Raw genomic sequence first — 19,937 nt, 5'->3', positions numbered from 1 at the left:
AGAGAATAGTAGACTACGGAAGGACAAAGGGGGGAATTGTCATGCCATTTGTGAACGAGACCGATTTTAACGACCAAAAACATCGCACTGATGTTGCCAAGGGCATTGTTGCCCCTCAGCCAACGTCCCTTCAGGCGGGCACTCGCCTGTACCGCTTCGGAGATACTTTCGAGAAAGCAAAATCCGGCACTTGGTGGATATCGGCCAAACAGTTTGCGATTATCGACGGCTACGCGAGCGAGAAAGGTATCCCGTCAACGCACGCTGCCCGGCTGCTGGCTTCCGTCCTGCATTCATACAGCACAATGCGTGTTATGGTTAGCGTTCGGTTGCTCACCGATTTGCGTGCTTGGACGGGCCTGTCCAGGCCTCAGCAGCGCACTTACGAAGGTCATGTCCTGGAAACGATCGACACCACCCAAACTTTTGCCGGGTCAAAATTCCATCAACTCTACGTTCCCGGTTTGGAACTGAACAGCCAGAGTTTCCGTTGGCTCAGCGACAAGGTGCAGATCACAATGTACATGGAAGGCGATAGCCACATCTTCGGTACATCCGGTGTTCCCGCCGGAACAATCATGCACTGATGGATCTAATCCCCCATCATCAGCATGAACACGAACGCCAGCCCGGTTCCGCCGAGGAACAGCATCCAGCTCCAGTAAAAGCTGAAATCGAGCCACAGTGTGGGATAGTCCACGTCCACGCGGAAGATATTGAGCATCCCGCCGGTCGCGCCGCCCGAGCCCATGAACAGGGCGACCAGAATGGTCAGCAATATGCCAAAGGGAATGGCCTTGATGAAAGCGATCATGCTGCGCCCCCGTAATCTGCGATTGAGCCGTCGATCTCGTGCCGGCATAGTGCCTGCCCGGCAGCCTTTCGTCCAGCACGGGTAAAAGCCGGGTGAACATTTCGCAGCTTTGTTGCGCTGCCCGATTCCATTGATTCCCCGCTGGCACACAAAGAATCGCAATCGCGCAACGCCGGAGAATTTTTCCCCCGCTGCATTTTGCCCCTTGCGCAGCCCACCAGCCGTGGGAATTCCACACGTCGCGGCGTGTTGGCCCGGCAATACAGCGACAGAATCAGGCACGGTCGCATGTTAAAGCCGACTTAACCCTCTTGCGCCCCGGCCCCTCCCTATTCACTATGGATTGTGGTCGCCAAGCCTGTTTGAAGGTGCGAGGCCCAACATCTTGTGTAATTTTGCAAAGGACAGCAAATGGGCTCTTGGAATCGCAGACCGCCGGTTGAGATAGCGGGTTATGTGAATCGGCTAATCTGGGTTGTGGATATTCACGTTCCAAAATTCAGGCAAAAATGGATGTCGGTCATTAACGAGAATTACGCAGACGACGAGATTCTGCCGTGGTCCGGCGATTCAGCCCCTGACACCTGCCCGTTTTAGCCGGCATTTTGATCGAAATTTCCTGTTTCCGTCAGATTGACAATCAACCTTACATCGACTCTAACCACAATCGCTTGTGTGAACGGCTACTTCCGCACGCAAGATTGTGTAGGGCAGATCGACGTTTGATTAGGGGTGATCCAGCCCGAAAAGCGATATCGCTTTTCGGGTCAGTCTGACTCGTGCCTGTTCTAACAGAGTGAAAATAGGCAAGAGAAAGAGGACTTCCATATGGAATTTTCAGCGAATGATCGCCAATCAATGTCACCTGATCAGTCGCATGTAAGCTCCGTCGGTAATGATCCTGTGGAGCCTTCAAAGGCAGTAAGCATGGATACCAAGGATATGGCTTCGGAAGCGCTGGTGGCGCAGGCGAGCGCCGGGGCGCTGGCGGCAGTCGCCACGGCGGCGGCAGCATCGAAGAGTGATTCCAAGACCATCCAGGCCCGCCGGTTCGACGTGCAGACCGATTCGTCGCGTGACGCCAATCTCACCGATTTCGGCCGTGAAACGCTCAAGGACCGCTACCTGCTTCCGGGCGAGTCCTATCAGGATCTGTTCGCCCGCGTCGCCGATGCCTATGCCGACGATGCCGAACACGCGCAGCGGCTCTACGACTACATTTCCAACCTCTGGTTCATGCCCGCCACTCCGGTGCTGTCCAATGGCGGCACCACCCGCGGGCTACCGATTTCGTGCTACCTGAACTCGGTCAGCGACAGCCTCGACGGCATCGTCGGCACCTGGAACGAGAACGTCTGGCTCGCCAGCAAGGGCGGCGGCATCGGCACCTACTGGGGCAATGTGCGCGGCATCGGCGAACCGGTGGGGCTGAACGGCAAGACCAGCGGCATCATTCCTTTTGTGCGGGTGATGGACAGCCTGACGCTGGCGATCAGCCAGGGTTCGCTGCGGCGCGGATCGGCCGCCTGCTACATCGACGTGCACCACCCGGAAATCGAGGAATTCCTCGAAATCCGCAAACCCTCCGGCGATTTCAACCGCAAGGCGCTGAACCTGCACCACGGCGTGCTGCTGACCGATAAATTCATGGAAGCGGTGCGCGCCGGGGAGAGCTTCGATCTCCTCAGCCCCAAGGACGGTTCGGTGCGCAAGACGGTGGATGCGCGCGCGCTGTTCCAGAAGCTGGTCGAAACCCGGTTGGCCACGGGCGAGCCCTATATCGTCTTCTCCGACACGGTGAACCGGATGATGCCCAAGCATCACCGCGATCTGGGGCTGAAGGTTTCGACCTCCAACCTGTGCAGCGAAATCACCCTGCCGACTGGGATCGACCACCTCGGCAACGATCGCACCGCGGTCTGCTGCCTGTCCTCGCTCAATCTCGAGAAGTGGGAAGAGTGGGAAGGCGACAAGCAGTTCATCGAGGACGTGATGCGCTTCCTCGACAACGTGCTGCAGGACTATATCGACCGCGCGCCGGAAGAAATGGCCCGCGCCAAGTATTCCGCCATGCGCGAACGTTCGGTCGGCATGGGGGTCATGGGTTTCCACTCGTTCCTGCAGATGAAGGGCATCGGCTTCGAAAGCACGATGGCCAAGGTGTGGAACCTGAAAATGTTCAAGCACATCAGCGCCAAGGCGGACGAGGCGAGCATGATGCTGGCCAAGGAACGCGGCCCCTGCCCCGATGCCGAGGACATGGGCGCGATGGAGCGGTTCAGCTGCAAGATGGCGATCGCACCAACCGCGTCGATCAGCATCATCTGCGGCGGCACCAGCGCCTGTATCGAGCCGATCCCGGCGAACATCTACACCCACAAGACGCTCTCGGGCAGCTTCGTGGTGAAGAACCCCTACCTGGAAAAGATCCTCGACAAGAAGAGCAAGAATTCCACTACCGTGTGGAATTCGATCCTGGAAAAGGGCGGCTCTGTCCAGCACCTCGATTTCCTCAGCGACGAGGAAAAGGCGGCGTACAAGACCAGCTTCGAGATCGACCAGCGCTGGCTGCTCGAATTCGCCGCCGACCGTGCGCCGTTCATCGACCAGGCTCAGTCGTTGAACCTGTTCATCCCGGCGGACGTCGACAAGTGGGATCTGGCGATGCTGCACTTCCAGGCGTGGGAGAAGGGCATCAAATCGCTCTATTACCTGCGTTCGAAGTCGGTCCAGCGCGCCGGGTTTGCGGGCGGGGTGGAAGCGGACAATACTGCCGAAGCTGCGGTCTATGAACTGCCCACGACGGATTATGACGAGTGTCTGGCTTGCCAGTGAGGGAGAAAAAATTAGGCCCGGCAAAGCGCTAGCTTGCCGGGCCATGAGCTGAGAGTTTCCTCTCCACTCGGTGCAACCCGACAATGCGTCGGGAGAGTTTGGAAATCAAGGATGCTCTCAACATTTCGTCTCAAAGAAGGAGATGTTGATGAATATTTGGAACAATTTTCAAACCGTTGACGGTCGGCAAATTCGCTTTCGAAGGAAGCACCAAAGCGAGTCATTCGCTGGGTCTCCGGGGATCTACGCAGTGACGGTCGTAAGAGACCTCGAGGTTCAAGCGTTATGCTTCCACGCGGCAAACGACCTCGCAGAGGCTGACGAGTCCAATCTCAAGGTCAAAGATTTCTATTGTCGCCTGCTTCGCCACGGTGAACTGGGAGTGTCGGTCTGCATCATGCCTCGGTCTGATCACGTAGGTCGGGCGGCAATTGCTCTTGCTCTTGAGGGCGCGATCAATGACGAAGAACGACATGCAGCAGCCTGAGGAGTTTAGAGCGCGGTGGGTCACGCTCGTACTCGTCACTCTCCTCCTGTCCGCCTGCGCCAGCCAGATGCCTGCCGCCGTCGATACTGCACCGCAGACCCCCGGCTTCTGGTGGGGCATCTGGCACGGGTTCATTTTCCCCTTCGCCTGGATCGGTTCGCTGTTCCGCCCCGACATCGCCGTCTACGCCGTGCCAAACTCGGGCGGCTGGTACGATTTCGGCTTCTTTCTCGGTATCACCGTCCTCGGCGGCGGCTCGTTTTTCGGCTCACGCAAGCGCAGCTAGCCAAGTAGCAGAATCAGGCGTATCCCGGCCATGCGGTCGCTGGGCGCGCTGAGGCGCGGGGGGAGACGCATATGCTTTTCTATGGTGGCATCGGCCTGGTTGTTGCGGGAATTATCTTCCTGCTAGCGGCAGACAAGGTCGTGAAGGACGCCGAAAAGGCGGCGCAGGCGAAGAAGCAGGCGCCTGTCCTGCTCGGAGTCGGCGCAGTGTTCTTAGCGCTTTCGGTCGTTCTGGCGGTGTAGAACAGCGATTGGTACTTTTGACGAAGCCTCCGCGCCCGGTTCCGGTCCCGGCTTATTCCTCGGAATTTGCGTTTCGGGCGGGGAAAGCCGGCTTAGTTCCAAGAAGGGCAAGTAGCACAGGTTCGGAACCTTGCCCCCCGCTCGCCCATTAGACGGATCGCGGGAAGGGGCGAGAAGGAGCGAACCATGCCGCTTGAAGTGCCGCAAATGCTCATCGCGACGTTCGGCGTTATCGCGCTGGCGAGCGGGCTCTGGTTGCTGCTCAACTTGCGCAGCGTTGCCGCCGCATTCGGCAACCATCGTGGGATCGTTCCGGGACCAGGCCCGCGCACCGCATCGCGCCGGAAAGTGATCGCTGTCCTGATCGCGTTCAACCTTGGCTGGCTCGCCAGCATCGGCCTGTGGGCCTGGGCCATCGACCGGGATGCCAGCGACGTCGTGGTGAGCGACTAACACTCGCCAGTGAAGAGCGGCAGGCGGTTGATGTCCTGCGCGGCGAGATCGAGCCCGAATTGCTGCGCCAGCGTTGTGCGGTAATCGGCAACATCGGCAATCGTGCGCTTCACCGGCTCGCATCCAGCCTGCCCGAGGGAAAGCTCGCGATCGACCAGGCTAGCGAAGCCCGTGGCCAGACACAGGCTCGCTACCGTCACCTGCGTGAAGCGCGACATGGGATGGGTGGCGGCCCAGTGGCAGCCGAGCGCCATGTCTGCCTGTGCCACCTGCCCAAGATCGAAGGCGAACTGCTTTTCCCACGCGCTTTCACTACGCGCGCGGCCATCGGTGGCATGGAGCGGCCCCAGCCGCTCGAGCAGCCACGAGCCGGGCAGCGTACCCTCTTCGCCGATCCGCCGCAGCCGGTGGCGCGCGCCGTCGCCGCTCTCTGCTTCGGCTCCGTCGATCAGCGGCATCGGCGGGGCATAGGCGCCGCCAAACCCGGCATCGGCGATCCATGGGGCGCCGTCGATCTGCACCAGCACCAGGCAGTGGGTGCGCGGGGGAAGTTCCGCGGGCTCGCCGAGCAGCACGCGGGCGAGCAGCAGCCGCACATCGAAACCCATCGCGGCCAGCATGTCCGCCAGCAAACGATTGTGTTCGAAGCAGAACCCGCCGCGCCGGGCGGTGACCAGCTTGGCGAACACCGCTTCGCTATCGCAGGCCACACTTCCGCCCGCGCGAATGGCAAGGTTCTCGAACGGGATCGTCTGCCGATGGGCCGCCTGCACGCGGGCAAGGCTGGCGGCATCGGGCAAAGGGGCCTGCGCCAAACCGATGCGGGAGAGATAAGCCGGGAGTTGTCGCTCGGTTTGCATGGTTTGCCAAATGCCTTCGCGGAGCAGGCAAGGCAATCGGAACAAGTTCGCGAAACACATGCGACAGGAAGCGACAATTTGCGACTTGCCTCGGACCCTGCAGGGGCGGATATGCCGCAATTATATAACGATAATTCTAATTCAACCGCAGTGAGCAGGGATCTTCGACAATGCGCAAGTGGCACCGCTGGATGAGCGTCTTTTTCGCCGTGGTGATGATCTGGGTCGCGATCACCGGGCTGCTGCATTACGCCGTGGTGTGGTGGCCTGCGGGCGAGCCGACGGCGGCCGCCATTGCCGCCACCCAGCCGCCGCCCGGCTTTACCTGCCCCGAAGGGTGGCGCTGCATGGCGCCGCGCCCGGACGCCGGCAATCCGCTGGGCGAATATCTCGGCCTGTTCCACCACCTCCATGCCGGCACCGAGGGCGGAATCTGGGGCGAGATCATTGTCATGCTATCGGGCCTCGCGCTGGTGTTCTTCACCGTCTCTGGCATGTGGATGTACCTGCGCATGTGGGGCAACCGCCAGTCCAAGGGGCTGAAAGGCGGGCTGTTCTGGAAATAGCCACGTGCCGGCGGGTAAGCATTTCCTAACCATTTCCGGGTTATCCCTTCGCGCATGGCAGGACGAGGCAGCAGGCGCTTTCTGACGCACCACGGGCATGGCGAGATCCAGGTCTCGCGCTACTTCGTCCTCTATGTCGCGCAGGTAGCCTGGTTCACGCTCGGTCTCTACCTCTATTCCGGCGCCTATTGGCCCTCCACCTGCCAGCCGGAAAACCTGCTCGAGATCTACGGCTGCTCGGCACGCCTGCCGATGGACGGCGGCGGCTGGCGCGAGGCGGCACTGCTCACCTGGCTGTGGGCCACGCCGATCCTGATCGCGCTGGAAATTTCGCGCCGGTTCAACAAGGACGAAGGTTAGCCGCTAGATCGCGTCGCGTTCCCGCGGCGGCCTTTCCAGACTGGCGAAGCCGTGCTTCTGCACCCCGACATGCTGCGACTGGTCCATGGTCAGCACTCTGGGCGCGCGGGATTTCGGCTGCTGGTCCCGCGCTGGCAAGTTATTGGAAACATGATCGAACATGGCGCAACCTCCGCTGCGATGATGACATGAATCCTCAACCCCGATGGCGCGGGTCGGTTCCGTCGCCCGGTCGCTTCTGGTCGCCATCCTCCGCGCGCTCGCCGCGCTCCTTCGCCCGTTCGCGGGCGAGGGCAACGCGCCGCGCCCCGTCTTCCTGCGGGCCGGTGCGCTTGATGCCGCCGGGTTCGTGACCGGGCTCGAGCGTGACCTTGCGGCTGTCGTCGGGTTCGTATTCGCCCATCGGGGCCTCCTGCATTTACGATTGCTACAGTGCTGAAACGGGCCTCCCGCACCCGCGTTCCCCCCTCCAGCCCGCCGCACAAAAGGTTCCACCGTTTATCCCCCGCCGAAAGTCCGGGCTTGCTATCGAATCGCTGCCGTGATTCCCTATATAGGTTGTTCGCATACCTGCCGGAGATACCAGATGTCGTTGCTCGAAGCCCGCAAGACCTACAAGCCCTTTGAATATCCCTGGGCTTACGAGTTCTGGAAGCGCCAGCAGCAGGTCCACTGGATGCCGGAAGAAGTTCCGCTCGGCGAAGATTGCCGCGACTGGGCGCAGAACCTCACCGATCATGAGCGCAACCTGCTCACCCAGATCTTCCGCTTCTTCACCCAGGCCGATATCGAGGTGCAGGATTGCTACCACGAGAAATACGGCCGGGTGTTCAAGCCGACCGAGGTGAAGATGATGCTCGCCGCCTTCTCCAACATGGAGACGGTGCACATCGCCGCCTATTCGCACCTGCTCGACACCATCGGCATGCCCGAAAGCGAATACGGCATGTTCCTCGAATACCAGGAAATGCGCGACAAGCACGATTACCTGCAGCAGTTCGGCGTCGATAACGACGAGGACATTGCCCGCACGCTGGCAATGTTCGGCGGCTTTACCGAAGGGCTGCAACTGTTCGCCAGCTTCGCCATGCTGATGAACTTCCCGCGCTTCAACAAGATGAAGGGCATGGGGCAGATCGTCAGCTGGTCTGTGCGCGATGAAAGCCTGCACTGCGAAGGCATCACCCGGCTGTTCCACGCCTTCTGCGCCGAACGCGGCTGCCTCACCAAGGCGGTGAAGGAAGACATCATGGACATGTGCCAGAAGACGGTGCGGCTGGAAGATGCCTTCATCGACCTCGCCTTCGAGCAGGGGCCGGTGCCGGGGATGACGGCGAAGGAAATCAAGCGCTACATCCGCTACATCGCCGATTGGCGGCTGGGCCAGCTTGGCCTGCCGAGCATCTACATGGTCGAAGACCACCCGCTCCCCTGGCTCGCCCCGCTGCTGAACGGGGTGGAACACGCCAACTTCTTCGAAACCCGCGCGACCGAATATTCGAAGGCCGCAACCAAGGGCAACTGGAACGACGTCTGGTCCAGCTTCGACTCGCGCCAGAAGGCCAAGGCGGTCGCGGCGAACGAGGTTGAGGACGAGGGGCCGGATATGTTTGGCGAGCGGTCCGGCGGTGCGGCGAGTGGGAGCGTGGCGGCGGAGTGATGCATAAGGTCCGGATATTCATCAGCCATTCGTGGTCATATTCGGGACATTACGACAGTCTCGCGAATTGGATATTTCAGGAGAACTGGAACGTATCAGGCGTTCCCTTGATCTTTGAAAATTTCTCCGTTCCCAAAAGCGATCCGATCCACTTCGCAAATAGCGAGGCCCAGCTCCGGGGGGCAATCTATACAAAGATAACACTGTCGGATGTGGTGGTGATTCCAACCGGAATGTATGCAAACTACAGCACTTGGATTCAAAAAGAGATTGAAGGGGCTGTTTCGTTCGCAAAGCCCATTTTAGCAGTTAACCCTTGGGGTCAGGAAAAAAAGTCAGCGGTAGTAGCTCAAGCAGCCAAAAAACTGGTGGGGTGGAATAAGCAAAGTGTCATCGACGGAATCTGGAACCTCTACTGCGGAAATTGAACAGCTACTAGCACTGCATGCTACCGTAGTCGAAACTGCTTGCGCGTCCGAAACGAAACGCCAGAGCGTCTCGGTTACCTCTACTGCATTGATCTCGGCGGGCGTCGCTATTTTTGCATCTGACCGCGGGTTTTCCTTCTCCTACTTAATAATCCCATTTCTCATAATATCTTCTATTTGGTTTGTAACTGTTCGATTTTATCAACAGCTTGCCAAAGCGAAATGGGACGTTATCCACGATATCGAGAAAAGTCTTGCCTACGCTCCGTTCACCCGCGAGTGGGATTGCTACAAAAGAATTAAGGGGCCATTTACGTTTGGCCCATCCGGAATTGAGCAGATTATTCCGGCAATAATCTTCGTTTGTAGCTTATTCTACGGCTTGGGCTGGTTGTACAATAGGGTTTTTTAGATTTGCCCACGTACCGCTCAGACAATTGGAAAAGGCTCGCAGAAGGTCGAGCAAATCGGAAGCTAGCGACTAAGAAGCGCGGCGAGCACCCGCTGTCTCACGTTGAGGCAGCTCGTCGTCATCAGTGGATGCGCGAGGATTGCTCCCAATACGAAACAGCGAGGGAAGCAAGAGAAGATAGTCTAATCTCAACGGTAATCCAAATAACCTCAGCTTCGCTTCTTGGAGTGCCGGGGCTAATTTTCGGCGTTGAAGGGAAATTCCCTGATTTTTCTGAGGCTTATCTTCTTTACATTGGCCTGATCTGTTTCTTGTTAACGCTCATTGCCGCGATGGGGGAGCAGTACTTATCTGGAATCGCATATAAGCGTCGCGCTAAGATTGCGCAGGAATATTATTTAAAAAAGAGCGTAAAAACTTCCGACCCAAAATTTTCAAAATGGCTAGTCCGTTGTCAGAATGCGGCATATCTGCTATTTATCATTTCTTTGAGCACTACTGCTGTTGCTATCGTTGCATACGGAGGGAAATCTGATGGCCGATCCGAAATCACCACCACCATCGCCTCCTCCTCCTCCTCCTCCTCCCCCGCCACCACCTCCACCTCCGCCACCGCGGATTGATGAAGGCTATGTAAAGCGATCGGACCCGCGAGATATTCTCCCTCCTCCAGATCGAGACTGATGATATTTTGACGCTTTTGCTGACTTAGCATCTGCCGCAATCGCCTTCGCCGGAACGTTGATCGCCGCCGGCAAGGTCGAACTGGCCATGATGAGCCCCGCAGAGCGCGCCGCGATCGAGGGCAGCGTCACCTATTCCGGCTGCGACGAGGTCCGCGCGCTGGGCAGGGCGCCGATCCATGAAGGCGAGCCGGGCTATCGGGTGACTATGGATGGTGATGCGGATGGGGTGGCTTGTGAGCCTTGGCGGTAGGGTTGGGCTCTTGGGTTCGTTGTCGTGAGGGTGGTCGTTCCCACTGAGGGTTGTCGTTCCCACCCTTAACCGCTGGAGCTCCGCCCCCTCTTCGAGTCCCCGCCCGCGGGAGGGGGACTTGTCGTTCTACTCCCCTCCCGCTGGCGGGAGGGGCTGGGGGTGGGCCTGACAGCCGTCTGAAACGGAGCGCTGACCTCGCAACGAGCGCAACCGCTCCACCTCAGCGGCGATCATGTAAACCACCCCCTCGGTATTCCCCAGCACGTCGGCATTGGCGAAGCGCAGCACGGTGTAACCGGCGCGGCGCATGAAGGCGTCGCGGTGGGCATCGTGTTCGGGGCGCAGGTCGTGGCTGAAGCCGTCGCACTCCACCACCAGCGCCAGTTCGCGGCAGAGGAAATCGGCGTAGTAGCGGCCTACTGGCAACTGACGGGAGAATTTTGCGCCACCGGTCTGGCGGCGGGAGAGGTGTCGCCACAGGGCGCGCTCTGCCGGAGTGGCGGCGCTGCGCAGGGCGCGGGCGCGCTGCGTGTCGCGGGGTTCCCAGTCGGTCATATTGGGAATGATGTTCTTGGTTTGTTTTGTTGGCAAGGGGTTTTTGGTGCTTCTATCGCTAGGGCTGTCGTTCCCACCCCCGGCCCCTCCCGCCAGCGGGAGGGGAGTTCAGGTCCCCCTCCCGCTGGCGGGGACTCGAAGAGGGGGCGAAGCCCCAGCGGTTAGGGGTGGGCCTGTCTTCGGTAACACCCCTTTCCCCTCCCCCATCCTTGACCCAAAGCAAATCCCCCGCCCGCAATCGCGCCTAGGCTCCTCCCCACACACCACCGGAAGGAACCTCAGATGTCCCCAGCACACCCCGCACGAATTGCACGACGCATTTCCCGAAAGCGCCGCGCTGATCCACGATCTCAAGACCAGCGACGCGCATTTCGCGCGGCTGGCGGAGGAGTATCACACGGTCAACCGCGCGATCCACCGGATCGAGACCGAAATCGAACCCACCAGCGATGCCCATGCGGAAAGCCTCAAGAAGCAGCGGCTTGCCCTGGGGGACGAGATCGCGGCGATGCTCGCCAAAGCCGGGGCTGCGGCCTAACCCAGATCAATTTCTCCACCATTTCGGTAACTTGGCGGTGACTGGGCGGTCACTGGGCGCGGAATCCGTGCGGTTCGGCGCAGGTCTGGAAACGACTCTCTCTCCCGGCGCTTGATAGGGCATGACCGGGTTTTTCCGGCCACAATCGAGAGAGGAGAATTATCATGGACCACAACCAGGACCAGAACCGCAATCAACAGGGCGGCCAGGGCGGAAGCGAGCAGGATCGCAACCGCCAGATGGAGCAGGAGCGTAACCAGCAGGGCGGCCAGCAGGGCACCCAGCCGGGTGCCGGACAGGCCGGTCAGTCGGGCCAGCAGCAGCAGCAGCAGCAGGACTCCGATCGCCAGCGCCAGGGTGGCCAGTCCGGGCAGTCGCAGGGCGGCGGCCAGCAGGAACAGCAGGGCGGCCAGTCCGGCCAGCAGGGCGGCTCCGGCCAGAACCAGCGCTGATTGCGTAACGCGCGCGGTTCCACCCCACCTTGTCGCGCGCGGCGGCCGCTTCCTGGAAAGGAGGCGGCCGCTTTGCTGTGCGCCACCGGCACGGCTTGAACCGCCGTCCGGAAGCGCCATCTAGCGACGACAATCAACCGAGAGAGAGTATCCCATGCGCACCGAAGCCGAAGTCGCCGCCATGCCATGCCCCGTCTGCCGCGTGCCGCTGGCGATGAGCGACCGGCAGGGGATCGAGATCGATTACTGCCCGCAGTGCCGCGGGGTGTGGCTCGATCGCGGCGAGCTGGACAAGATCGTCGAGCGCAGCGCGCCGCAGGCGGCGCAGGCTCCGCAGCGCCCCGCCCCCGAATATGCGCGCCACGGCGGGCAGGGCCATTCCGGCTTCGGCCACGGCACCCGCCAGCACAAGAAGCCCAAGCACTGGCTGAGCGAGATTTTCGACTAGGCGGTTCGCGGGTTCGGCAGGCTCACCAGCCCCAGGCGGGCGGGGGTGGGGCGACCGGGCGGCTGGCGTCGAACTCCACGCGGAACAGCCGGGTCGGATCGTTGCGGCGGGTGAGCTGGTAGGCGAAGCGCGCGCCGCGGGTGCCCGCCGGGTCGACTTCCGCGCGCCAGACATTGGTGGTGGAAACATCCATCCCCAGCCGCTCGAACATGGCGATCGAGTAGGCGTCCACCGGGAAATCCTGCACCCGCGCGGTGCCGCTGCTGAGCGTATCGCCGCCGTACTGCGTCACTTCGTCCTCGCTGCCATCCGCATGGCGGTGATCGTGCTTGAGGCGCAGGCCGTCACCCGTGCGGGTGATGACCCACGTGCGGCTGCGGTCCCACCCGCCGGGCGCGCTGGAATCGGCAATGTGGAAGGCGACGGCGATCCGCGTGGGGCTGCACTCGGCCCAGTGTGCCAGCATGGCCTTGCCCGCCATGTCCGCATCGCGCTCATCGCTGCTGGCGAGGGAGCCCGCATAGGCATTGCCGCCCCCCGAATCGTTACAATGGCTTTCCAGCGCGCTCCAGAACGCCTCCTGCGACGGAGGCAGCGCGGGCAAGTCGGGCGTGCTGGCACAGGCGGCCAATCCGAGCGCAAGGGGGGCGATGAGGAGCGGGGCGAGGGCAAGGGGGCGCTGGTTCATGGCGCGGAGCCTAGCGAGTTATCGCGCGGAAGGGCAGGGCCAATCCGCCCCGATTCCCCCGCGCGCCGCTTGTATGCTCCGCCACGGACGCTACACTGCCGGCATCTGCCAAGGAGACCTGCGATGTCGAAACTGACCGGACCCGTTCTTGCCCTAGCCGTGCTGGCCCTGCCGCTCGCCGCCTGTGGCGAATCCGAGGAAAACACCGCCTACGAAGCCGATGTCGAGGATCTGGGCGGCGGCGAGATCCAGGTGCGCGAGCCGGTCGAAGGCGAAGTGCCGGTCGATCTTCCCGAAACCGAGATGACCAGCGTCCCGCCCGAAGAAGTGCCCGCTGACCCGGAAGCCGATACAGCGGCGGAATAAGGCACCCGGCGACCGTCGGGACAGCGTCATACCTCGTCGTAGTGGAATGGGGCGATCACGGCTTTCGGGTGCGCCTCATATTCGAAGGACTGCGGGCGGTCAGGCTCTAGCCCGTCGGTCGAACGCAGCAGCGGCACTCCGCCGCGGTGCCAACCTTCGTCATATTCGGCGTAGAAGTTGATGATTCCGTGCAGCGAAGCGATGCGCCATTTGCCATGTTCGACGACATAGGCGTTTTCGTAGGTCGCCTCCCCCCAGCGCCCCTCGCGACCGACGAAGCCGACCATCATCAGGGTGCGCCAGCGCCCCCTTGCCGTTCCCGCCTGTGCATCGATATGCAGCACCGGTTGCAACTGCATGTGGTTGAAGATTGTCCCGTCGCCATATGCGGGCAGGCAGTGGAGGTAGGCGCGCACCCGTTCCCGCCCGACGTAAACCCCGCGACCGGCGATCTCCAGTGTGCCGCCACTGGCGAACAGATCCGCCGCCTTGTCCCACATCCCCTTGTCGACATAGTAGCCATAGGCCGCCTGCAAGTTGCAGATATCGCGATAGGCCTCCGCGTCGGAAGCACGGCTTTCCAGTGCTTCGATGCGGGCGAGCAGGTCCTCGATTGTCGGCATGGCGTGCTCCCTCACAGGCGCGGCAGTGTCACTCCGCGCTGGCCCATATATTTGCCTGCCCGGTCGGCATAGGTCACTTCGGGCCTCTCGTTGCCCTGCAGGAACAGGAACTGGCACGCCCCTTCATTGGCGTAGATCTTCGCTGGCAGCGGGGTGGTGTTGGAGAACTCCAGCGTCACATGCCCTTCCCAACCCGGTTCTAGCGGGGTGACATTGACGATGATGCCGCAACGGGCATAGGTGCTCTTGCCAAGGCAGATCACCAGAACGTCGTCCGGAATGCGGAAATACTCCACGGTTCGGGCCAGGGCGAAACTGTTGGGCGGGATGATGCAGACATCGGTCTTGCGATCGACCAAGCTGTCACCGTCGAAGTTTTTCGGATCGACCACGGCAGAATTCACATTGGTGAAGATCTTGAACTCGTCCGCAACCCGCGCGTCATAGCCGAAGGAACTGAGACCGTACGAAATGCACCCCTCACGCCGCTGGCTTTCGACGAAGGGCTCGATCATCCCCGCAGTCTGCGCCTGTTCGCGAATCCATTTGTCTGAAAGAATAGCCATATGCGTTGGAATTCCCCAACTGCGGCGTGCGGGCAAGCCATCCGCGGTAAATATCCCCCTTGCAATGCCGACCCCAAGGGAAGCACAGCACCGGCAAGGGAACATATGTCGATGGTGCCGCTTACAGGACTCGAACCTGTGACCCCCGCATTACGAATGCGATGCTCTACCAACTGAGCTAAAGCGGCTCCCGAACCCGGCCCTTAATCGCGCTGGGGCCGGGCCGCAACGCCATTTGTCAGCAGGGAATGGAGGCCCGAGCCGGAATCGAACCGGCGTGCAAGGATTTGCAGTCCTCTGCGTAACCACTCCGCCATCGGGCCGGAAGGCGCGCCACCTAGCCCACAAGGGACGGGGGCGCAATGGCCTTCCTTGCGCAGCTTGGCGCGCGGCGATAGACGCAGGGGATGAGTCAGGACAAAGTCAAATTGCAGCAGGTCGAGGGGCACCGCGAGGATCGCTTCCTCGGCTCGGACGTGTTCTCCAGCGATTCGCGCAACCTGCCGCCGCCGAACGGCACAGGAACACTCCGCGAAGAGGCGCGCGATATCGCGATCTATCACGAGTGCGACGTGGCGGTGATCGGGGGAGGTCCGGCAGGCTGCGCGGCGGCCTGGGCGGCGGCGAAGGCGGGGGCGGATGTGTGCCTGCTCGAACGCTACAACTGCCTTGGCGGGCTTTCGACTGGCGGACTGGTGATGTGGATCGACCGGATGACCGACTGGGCGGGCAACCACGTAATCCAGGGCTTCGCGCGCCACTTTATCGAACGGATGCCGGCAGAAGGCATAGCCGGGCCGCCGCGCGCCGACTGGGGCAGCCGCGATCCGGTCAAGGCGGCCTACTGGGGGCAGCGCACCACGGCCTTCCATGGCGTGGTGCAATGGGCGCCGACGCTCGATCCGGAGCGGATGAAGCTCAACAACCAGGAAATGCTGCTCGAGGCTGGGGTGCGGATCGTCTTCCATGCCTGGGCCGCGCGGCCTTTGGTGGAAGACGGCGTTGCCAAGGGCGCGATTTTCGAAAGCAAGGCGGGGCGGCAGGCGTTGCTCGCCAAGGTGGTGGTCGATACCACCGGCGATGGCGACATGTTCGCCCGCGCGGGCGCGCAGTTCGATACCGATATCGAGGAAGGCGATGTCCACCATTCGATGAACACCGGCTGGGTGCTGGGCGGGGTGGACATGGACCGTTGGATCGACTGGAAAGTCCATCACCCTGACGAATTGCGCCAGTTCATGGAGCGCGGGCGGGCGGAGCTGGGCTATTTCCAGACCCCCTATGTCAGCTGGCGGCCCGATATCGCGCTGTTCCTTGGGCCCCGGCAGAGCGGGCTTTCGGCGCTGGACGTCGATGACCAGACCGAGGTGGAAATCCGCAGCCATCGGCTGATGGAAGGCCACTGCCAGTTCTTCCGCCGCCACGCGCCGGGGTTCGAGCAGGTCTATTCGCTGCAAAGCGCCAGCCAGCTGGGCGTGCGCCACACGCGGCGGCTGGCGGGGGTCGGGCGGATCGAGCGCAAGGACTGGAGCGACGGCACACCGGTGCCGGATGAAGTTGGGGTATCACCGTCGATCAGCCCCAAGTTCCCGGTTGTCTCGGTGCCCTACGGATCGCTGGTTCCGCGCGCGCTCGACGGGCTGCTGGTGGGCGGGCGGCACATCAGCTGCGATGCCAACAGCCACGGCTTCATGCGCGAGATCCCCCAATGCTGGCTGACCGGGCACGCGGCAGGTGTGGGCGCGGCGCTGGCGGTGGATTTGGACATTCAGCCGCGCGCGGTCCCGATCGATGCAATCCGCAAGGTGCTGCGTGAGCAGGGGGCGCATTTGCACGACGATGCGGTGGTGGCAGCGGCGCAGGCAGAGCAGGCGGTTCCGGCGCATTAACCCTGTTCGCTCAAGATGCATTTACCCTTTCCGGTAGGCCGGGGTAAACCATTGCCGCCCTAGTTTGCCGACTCACCCCCCAAGGAGCGCGCGAATGGTTTCGGCGGCATTGCATGAACGGCAGGCACTGCGGATCAAGTGCCGATCACGCCGGGGCAACAGCGCCGATCTCGAAGTGCTCGACCTTTCGATTGGCGGGGCGATGGTGGAAGCGCGAGGCTGGGCGGGCACGCCGGGGGAACGGATGCTGGTGACGCTGCCGGGCCTTTCCGCGCAACCCGGCGAACTGGTGTGGATCGAAGACGGCCGTGCCGGAATCGCTTTCGAACAGCCGCTGCACGAAACGGTGTTCGACAAGTTCGATGCGCTGGTGGTGCGGTAGGCTCAGCAGCTTTCCGGCCGCAACACCCCGCCCGTGCGCATTGGCCGCACGGCTTCGCGGAAGTTTGCCAGATAACCGGTCGCACCGGTGCGATAACCGGGGCCGGTGCGCTGCGCCAGTTCGGTTGCCGGGACATCGAGATCGAGGCTGCGGTTGGCTACCGAAATGCGCACCGTATCGCCGTCCCGGACCAGCCCGATAGGGGAACCATCCGCTGCCGCTTCGGGCGAGACTTCGGCCACGGTCAGGCCCTTCAGGCACAGGCCTGAAAGCTGGCCGTCAGTCACAAAGGCGGTGGTCTTCGCCAGCCCGGCTGCATCGAGCGCGAACAGGATAAGGCTCGCCCCGCCGCCCATCGCCGGGCCGCCTTTCAACCCCTGGTTGCGGCTGATGACCACGTCCCCGTCCTTGATCTCGCCCGCTGCGATGGCCGCCATGCAGGCGTGGGTATCCTCGAACACCCGCGCTGTGCCGGTGAATTCCTCCAACCGCGAACCGTCGCGGATGCCGAGCCGGACAACGGCCGTATCGGCCATGGTGCCGCGCAGGATGGCAATGGCGGGGCCGGGGCCGACGGGGTCCTCCATCGGATGGATCACGTCCGGCCCTTCGATCTCATAACCGGCGAGGTTTTCCGCCAGTGTTCGCCCCGTCACCGTCAACGCCTCGCCCGAAATGCGCGGCAGCAGCCGCTTAAGGGTGGCGCGCGCTCCGCCCGCATCCTCGAATTGCTCGATCCGCACCGCACCTGTCGGGCGCACGGCGGAGAGCACCGGCACGTCGCTCATTTCCTCCCACAGCGCGAAGACATCGACGCCGTTTTCTGCTTCCACTGCGGTGGCCTGCAAATGCTTGATCGCGTTGATCGAGCCGCTGACCGCCAGCACGGTGGCGACAGCATTGCGGAAGGCGGCTTCGGTGAGGATCTGCCGGGGGCGCAGGTCTTCGTGCACCATCGCGACGATCCGGCGCCCCGCCGCGCGGGCGTTGGCCTGCATCCTGGGCGAATTGCCGCGCACCGGGGCGTGGCCGGGAAGCGCCATGCCAAGCGCCTCGACCACGCAATGCATGGTGTTCGCCGTCGCCATGCCGGCGCAGACGCCGGGGCCCATGATCGCGTTCTCGGCCATCAGCGGGATCGGGAATTTCGGCTCGTTGCCGAACATCGCCCCAACCTGGCCCGACCAGACATCCTCTACGTCCACCGGCTCGCCGTCGATCTCGCCCGCCTGCTGGTACCCGCCGATCACCAGGATGGTGGGAATGTTCAGCCGTGCCGCCGCCATCAGGTGGCCCGGCGGGGTCTTGTCGCAGGACGTGAGGCAGATCATCCCGTCGAGCAGCGCGGCTTCCACCTGCACCTCGATATCGTTGGCGATGATGTCGCGTCCTGCGAGGATGTAGGAGCCCGCCTTGGCCGCGCCGGTGATGAAGTCCGACGGAGCGGCAGTGCGCACCTCGAACGGCACGCCGCCCGCCGCGCGGATTTCTTCCTTCACCATCTTGGCGATGCCATCGAGATGTGCGTAGCAGATCGCCAGTTCGCTGGAGGAATTGACCACTGCGATCTTGGGCTTGAGCATGTCCTCCGGCGAAAGCCCCAGCGCCCGCCAGTTGGCACGGCGACCGGGATTGTTGGCGGCGAGCGAGCGCAGGGTTACCATGGGATTTCCTTATTGAGCGGGTTGGGCGATGGCGGGCGTCTCGGCCGCCCGCAGGCCCCTTGCAAACCAGGCGAGCGCGAGGATGCACACGGCGATCCCGGCAAGGCAGAAGGCGGTGAAGACATAGCCGTCCATCGCCCCTTGCGTCCCTTGCAGGAAACCCGCCGCCGCGCCGATATTGGGAGCGGCCACGGCAGCAAACTTCGCCATGAAGCTGGCCCAGCCGCCGCCCGTCGCGCGCACCGCGCTGGGGTAATAGACGCTGGTGATGGAAATCACCGCAGCATGGCCCGCACCCACCAGCGTCGCCCCGATCAGCAGCACCGGCACGAACAGCCAAGATTCGCCCAGCACATAGCCAAGCCCCACCAGCAGCGTGAAGGGCAGCGCAACGATGGGCGCAAAAGCAATCCAGCCCGGTCCACGCTTTTCGGTCAGCGCCAGCAGCGCTACCCCGCCGATCGCGCCGAGAATGCCCGAGGCCGCGCCCAGCCAGGCCGCATCGGTGCGCGCCATGCCGAGGTTTTCCATGAAGATCACGCCGTAGGAGCTCTTGAGATACATGGCGAAGCTGGAGAAGAAATAGGCCGCCCATATCAGCGGAGTGACGATCAGCATCGCGCCGACGAACAGTTCGCGCATCTTGCGGATGGGATTGGCGCTGGTGGTCGTCTTGCGTTCGTCCGACAGTTCGAAAGCCGTATAGGCGCTGGCATCCAGCTTGGGCGAAAAGCGGGCGAGGGCGGGGGCGATCTTGCTGGCCGGCTTGCCCTTGGCCACCATCCACCTCGTGCTTTCCGGCAGGGTGAACAGCAGGATCAGCGCGAATACCCCGGTCATCGCGCCGCAGACCCAGAAGATGCCTTGCCAGCCAAGCACCGGGGCGACCCAGTTGGCAATCGGCGCGGACGAGGCTCCGCCGAAGGAAAAGCCCATCATGATGATCGTCACGCTGGTGGCGCGCATCGATTTCGGCATCGATTCGATGCTCAGCGACCAGACCGGTGCGAGCAGCCCGCCGATGGCGAGGCCGGAAACGAAGCGCAACACGATCAGTGCTTCGGGCGATCCGGCAAAGCCCACCAGCACGGTCATTACCGCACTGCCAAGGGTACACCAGATGATGACCGGCCGCCGCCCGAACATGTCCCCCAGGTAGGAACCCACCAGCGAGCCGATCATCTGCCCCAGGAAGGCCGCCGAACTGACATAGCCGGTCATCGTGTCGTCCAGCGCCATGTCTTCGCGCAGGTAGGGCAAGGCATAGGTGAGCGCGGCGAAATCCTGTCCGTCGAAAAAGGTGACCAGGCTGCACAGGATCAGGATCGTGAAATGATAGCGGGAGAAGGGCAATTCCTGCAGGAATCGCGACACGTCCAGCGTGGATCCCGGCGTGGATTGCGGCGACGACGCCATCTGAACCTGCT

The 19,937-nt window shown here is 62.2% G+C and carries 28 protein-coding genes and 2 tRNA genes; 18 read left to right on the top strand and 12 right to left on the bottom strand.

Annotation, left to right across the window (positions count from 1 at the left end; all coding sequences use genetic code 11):
* The first annotated feature begins 50 nt into the window (after positions 1-50).
* On the top strand, positions 51-587 hold the full coding sequence (locus tag JY451_05015) for a hypothetical protein (protein ID QZH75941.1): 537 nt from the start codon (positions 51-53) through the stop codon (positions 585-587).
* A 5-nt stretch (positions 588-592) separates the two neighbouring features.
* On the opposite strand, the gene JY451_05010 is transcribed toward JY451_05015, so the two are convergent.
* Positions 593-811, bottom strand: coding sequence for a hypothetical protein (locus JY451_05010; protein QZH76568.1), 219 nt, complete (start codon positions 809-811; stop codon positions 593-595).
* An 831-nt stretch (positions 812-1,642) separates the two neighbouring features.
* Between JY451_05010 and JY451_05005 the strand changes: the two genes are divergently transcribed.
* The 5 genes from JY451_05005 (at position 1,643) to JY451_04985 (ending at position 5,117) form a co-directional block, all read left to right on the top strand.
* Positions 1,643-3,649, top strand: coding sequence for a ribonucleoside-diphosphate reductase subunit alpha (locus JY451_05005; protein QZH75940.1), 2,007 nt, complete (start codon positions 1,643-1,645; stop codon positions 3,647-3,649).
* Positions 3,650-3,797: 148 nt separating this feature from the next.
* Complete coding sequence (locus JY451_05000; protein ID QZH75939.1) at positions 3,798-4,136, top strand: hypothetical protein; 339 nt, start codon at positions 3,798-3,800, stop codon at positions 4,134-4,136.
* The gene (locus tag JY451_04995; GenBank protein ID QZH75938.1) at positions 4,123-4,422 is read left to right on the top strand and encodes a hypothetical protein; all 300 of its coding nucleotides are present in this window, start codon (positions 4,123-4,125) and stop codon (positions 4,420-4,422) included. Before JY451_05000 ends, JY451_04995 begins: the two co-directional genes overlap by 14 nt.
* A 71-nt stretch (positions 4,423-4,493) precedes the next feature.
* Entirely contained in the window at positions 4,494-4,664 is a 171-nt protein-coding gene (locus tag JY451_04990) for a hypothetical protein (GenBank protein ID QZH75937.1), read from the top strand.
* 186 nt (positions 4,665-4,850) lie between these two features.
* Positions 4,851-5,117 (top strand): hypothetical protein, encoded by a 267-nt coding sequence (locus tag JY451_04985; protein ID QZH75936.1) that lies wholly within the window; start codon positions 4,851-4,853, stop codon positions 5,115-5,117.
* Here JY451_04985 and JY451_04980 read toward each other — a convergent pair.
* Positions 5,114-5,977 carry an arylamine N-acetyltransferase gene (locus tag JY451_04980; protein QZH75935.1) on the bottom strand — a complete coding sequence of 288 codons (864 nt, stop codon included), beginning with the start codon at positions 5,975-5,977 and terminating at the stop codon, positions 5,114-5,116. The genes JY451_04985 and JY451_04980 overlap by 4 nt on opposite strands.
* 170 nt (positions 5,978-6,147) lie before the next feature.
* Between JY451_04980 and JY451_04975 the strand changes: the two genes are divergently transcribed.
* Both JY451_04975 and JY451_04970 read left to right on the top strand, forming a co-directional pair.
* Entirely contained in the window at positions 6,148-6,543 is a 396-nt protein-coding gene (locus JY451_04975; protein ID QZH75934.1) for a PepSY domain-containing protein, read from the top strand.
* A 54-nt stretch (positions 6,544-6,597) separates the two neighbouring features.
* Positions 6,598-6,903, top strand: coding sequence for a hypothetical protein (locus JY451_04970; protein QZH75933.1), 306 nt, complete (start codon positions 6,598-6,600; stop codon positions 6,901-6,903).
* Positions 6,904-6,906: 3 nt separating this feature from the next.
* Here the strand turns inward: JY451_04970 and JY451_04965 are convergent, their stop codons facing one another.
* The gene (locus JY451_04965) at positions 6,907-7,065 is read right to left on the bottom strand and encodes a hypothetical protein (protein QZH75932.1); all 159 of its coding nucleotides are present in this window, start codon (positions 7,063-7,065) and stop codon (positions 6,907-6,909) included.
* A 34-nt stretch (positions 7,066-7,099) separates the two neighbouring features.
* Positions 7,100-7,306 (bottom strand): hypothetical protein, encoded by a 207-nt coding sequence (locus JY451_04960; protein QZH75931.1) that lies wholly within the window; start codon positions 7,304-7,306, stop codon positions 7,100-7,102.
* 183 nt (positions 7,307-7,489) lie between these two features.
* Here JY451_04960 and JY451_04955 point away from each other — a divergent pair, with 183 nt between their 5' ends.
* From JY451_04955 to JY451_04940, 4 genes are all read left to right on the top strand, one after another.
* Positions 7,490-8,563 (top strand): ribonucleotide-diphosphate reductase subunit beta, encoded by a 1,074-nt coding sequence (locus tag JY451_04955; GenBank protein ID QZH75930.1) that lies wholly within the window; start codon positions 7,490-7,492, stop codon positions 8,561-8,563.
* Complete coding sequence (locus JY451_04950; GenBank protein ID QZH75929.1) at positions 8,560-8,991, top strand: TIR domain-containing protein; 432 nt, start codon at positions 8,560-8,562, stop codon at positions 8,989-8,991. The genes JY451_04955 and JY451_04950 overlap by 4 nt, the downstream gene beginning before the upstream one ends.
* Positions 8,992-9,531: 540 nt before the next feature.
* Positions 9,532-10,026, top strand: a complete 495-nt coding sequence (locus JY451_04945; GenBank protein QZH75928.1) for a hypothetical protein — start codon at positions 9,532-9,534, stop codon at positions 10,024-10,026.
* 148 nt (positions 10,027-10,174) lie between these two features.
* Positions 10,175-10,339: an excalibur calcium-binding domain-containing protein gene (locus JY451_04940; GenBank protein ID QZH75927.1), complete on the top strand. Its 165-nt coding sequence runs from the start codon at positions 10,175-10,177 to the stop codon at positions 10,337-10,339.
* Between the two features lie 126 nt (positions 10,340-10,465).
* Here the strand turns inward: JY451_04940 and JY451_04935 are convergent, their stop codons facing one another.
* On the bottom strand, positions 10,466-10,894 hold the full coding sequence (locus tag JY451_04935) for a DUF559 domain-containing protein (protein QZH75926.1): 429 nt from the start codon (positions 10,892-10,894) through the stop codon (positions 10,466-10,468).
* A 10-nt stretch (positions 10,895-10,904) separates the two neighbouring features.
* On the opposite strand from JY451_04935, the gene JY451_04930 reads away from it, so the two are divergent.
* The 3 genes from JY451_04930 to JY451_04920 all read left to right on the top strand — a co-directional run bounded on the left by JY451_04930 (position 10,905) and on the right by JY451_04920 (position 12,332).
* Complete coding sequence (locus tag JY451_04930; GenBank protein ID QZH76567.1) at positions 10,905-11,432, top strand: YdcH family protein; 528 nt, start codon at positions 10,905-10,907, stop codon at positions 11,430-11,432.
* Positions 11,433-11,596: 164 nt separating this feature from the next.
* A complete protein-coding gene (locus JY451_04925; GenBank protein ID QZH75925.1) occupies positions 11,597-11,884 on the top strand; it encodes a hypothetical protein in 288 nt (95 codons plus the stop codon).
* A 154-nt stretch (positions 11,885-12,038) separates the two neighbouring features.
* The gene (locus JY451_04920) at positions 12,039-12,332 is read left to right on the top strand and encodes a zf-TFIIB domain-containing protein (protein ID QZH75924.1); all 294 of its coding nucleotides are present in this window, start codon (positions 12,039-12,041) and stop codon (positions 12,330-12,332) included.
* Between the two features lie 22 nt (positions 12,333-12,354).
* On the opposite strand, the gene JY451_04915 is transcribed toward JY451_04920, so the two are convergent.
* A complete protein-coding gene (locus JY451_04915) occupies positions 12,355-13,020 on the bottom strand; it encodes a hypothetical protein (GenBank protein QZH75923.1) in 666 nt (221 codons plus the stop codon).
* Positions 13,021-13,143: 123 nt separating this feature from the next.
* Here JY451_04915 and JY451_04910 point away from each other — a divergent pair, with 123 nt between their 5' ends.
* On the top strand, positions 13,144-13,386 hold the full coding sequence (locus JY451_04910; GenBank protein ID QZH75922.1) for a hypothetical protein: 243 nt from the start codon (positions 13,144-13,146) through the stop codon (positions 13,384-13,386).
* Positions 13,387-13,412: 26 nt separating this feature from the next.
* On the opposite strand, the gene JY451_04905 is transcribed toward JY451_04910, so the two are convergent.
* From JY451_04905 to JY451_04890, 4 genes are all read right to left on the bottom strand, one after another.
* A complete protein-coding gene (locus tag JY451_04905; GenBank protein QZH75921.1) occupies positions 13,413-14,009 on the bottom strand; it encodes a nuclear transport factor 2 family protein in 597 nt (198 codons plus the stop codon).
* Between the two features lie 11 nt (positions 14,010-14,020).
* Positions 14,021-14,575 carry a dCTP deaminase gene (locus JY451_04900; GenBank protein QZH75920.1) on the bottom strand — a complete coding sequence of 185 codons (555 nt, stop codon included), beginning with the start codon at positions 14,573-14,575 and terminating at the stop codon, positions 14,021-14,023.
* A 112-nt stretch (positions 14,576-14,687) separates the two neighbouring features.
* A tRNA-Thr gene (locus tag JY451_04895) sits at positions 14,688-14,763 on the bottom strand.
* A 61-nt stretch (positions 14,764-14,824) separates the two neighbouring features.
* Positions 14,825-14,898 (bottom strand) — tRNA-Cys (locus JY451_04890).
* A gap of 84 nt (positions 14,899-14,982) precedes the next feature.
* On the opposite strand from JY451_04890, the gene JY451_04885 reads away from it, so the two are divergent.
* Together JY451_04885 and JY451_04880 are read left to right on the top strand one after the other, a co-directional pair.
* On the top strand, positions 14,983-16,464 hold the full coding sequence (locus JY451_04885; protein ID QZH75919.1) for an FAD-dependent oxidoreductase: 1,482 nt from the start codon (positions 14,983-14,985) through the stop codon (positions 16,462-16,464).
* A gap of 94 nt (positions 16,465-16,558) precedes the next feature.
* Entirely contained in the window at positions 16,559-16,846 is a 288-nt protein-coding gene (locus tag JY451_04880) for a PilZ domain-containing protein (GenBank protein ID QZH75918.1), read from the top strand.
* Positions 16,847-16,848: 2 nt separating this feature from the next.
* On the opposite strand, the gene JY451_04875 is transcribed toward JY451_04880, so the two are convergent.
* Both JY451_04875 and JY451_04870 read right to left on the bottom strand, forming a co-directional pair.
* Positions 16,849-18,501 carry a dihydroxy-acid dehydratase gene (locus tag JY451_04875; GenBank protein QZH76566.1) on the bottom strand — a complete coding sequence of 551 codons (1,653 nt, stop codon included), beginning with the start codon at positions 18,499-18,501 and terminating at the stop codon, positions 16,849-16,851.
* A gap of 18 nt (positions 18,502-18,519) precedes the next feature.
* Positions 18,520-19,926 (bottom strand): MFS transporter, encoded by a 1,407-nt coding sequence (locus tag JY451_04870; GenBank protein QZH75917.1) that lies wholly within the window; start codon positions 19,924-19,926, stop codon positions 18,520-18,522.
* Between the last annotated feature and the right edge of the window lie 11 nt (positions 19,927-19,937).

It is taken from the genome of Erythrobacter sp., assembly GCA_019739335.1.
Classification (GTDB): domain Bacteria; phylum Pseudomonadota; class Alphaproteobacteria; order Sphingomonadales; family Sphingomonadaceae; genus Alteraurantiacibacter.
Note: the sequence above shows the minus strand (reverse complement) of the source record. Positions and strands in the feature narration are given on the sequence as shown.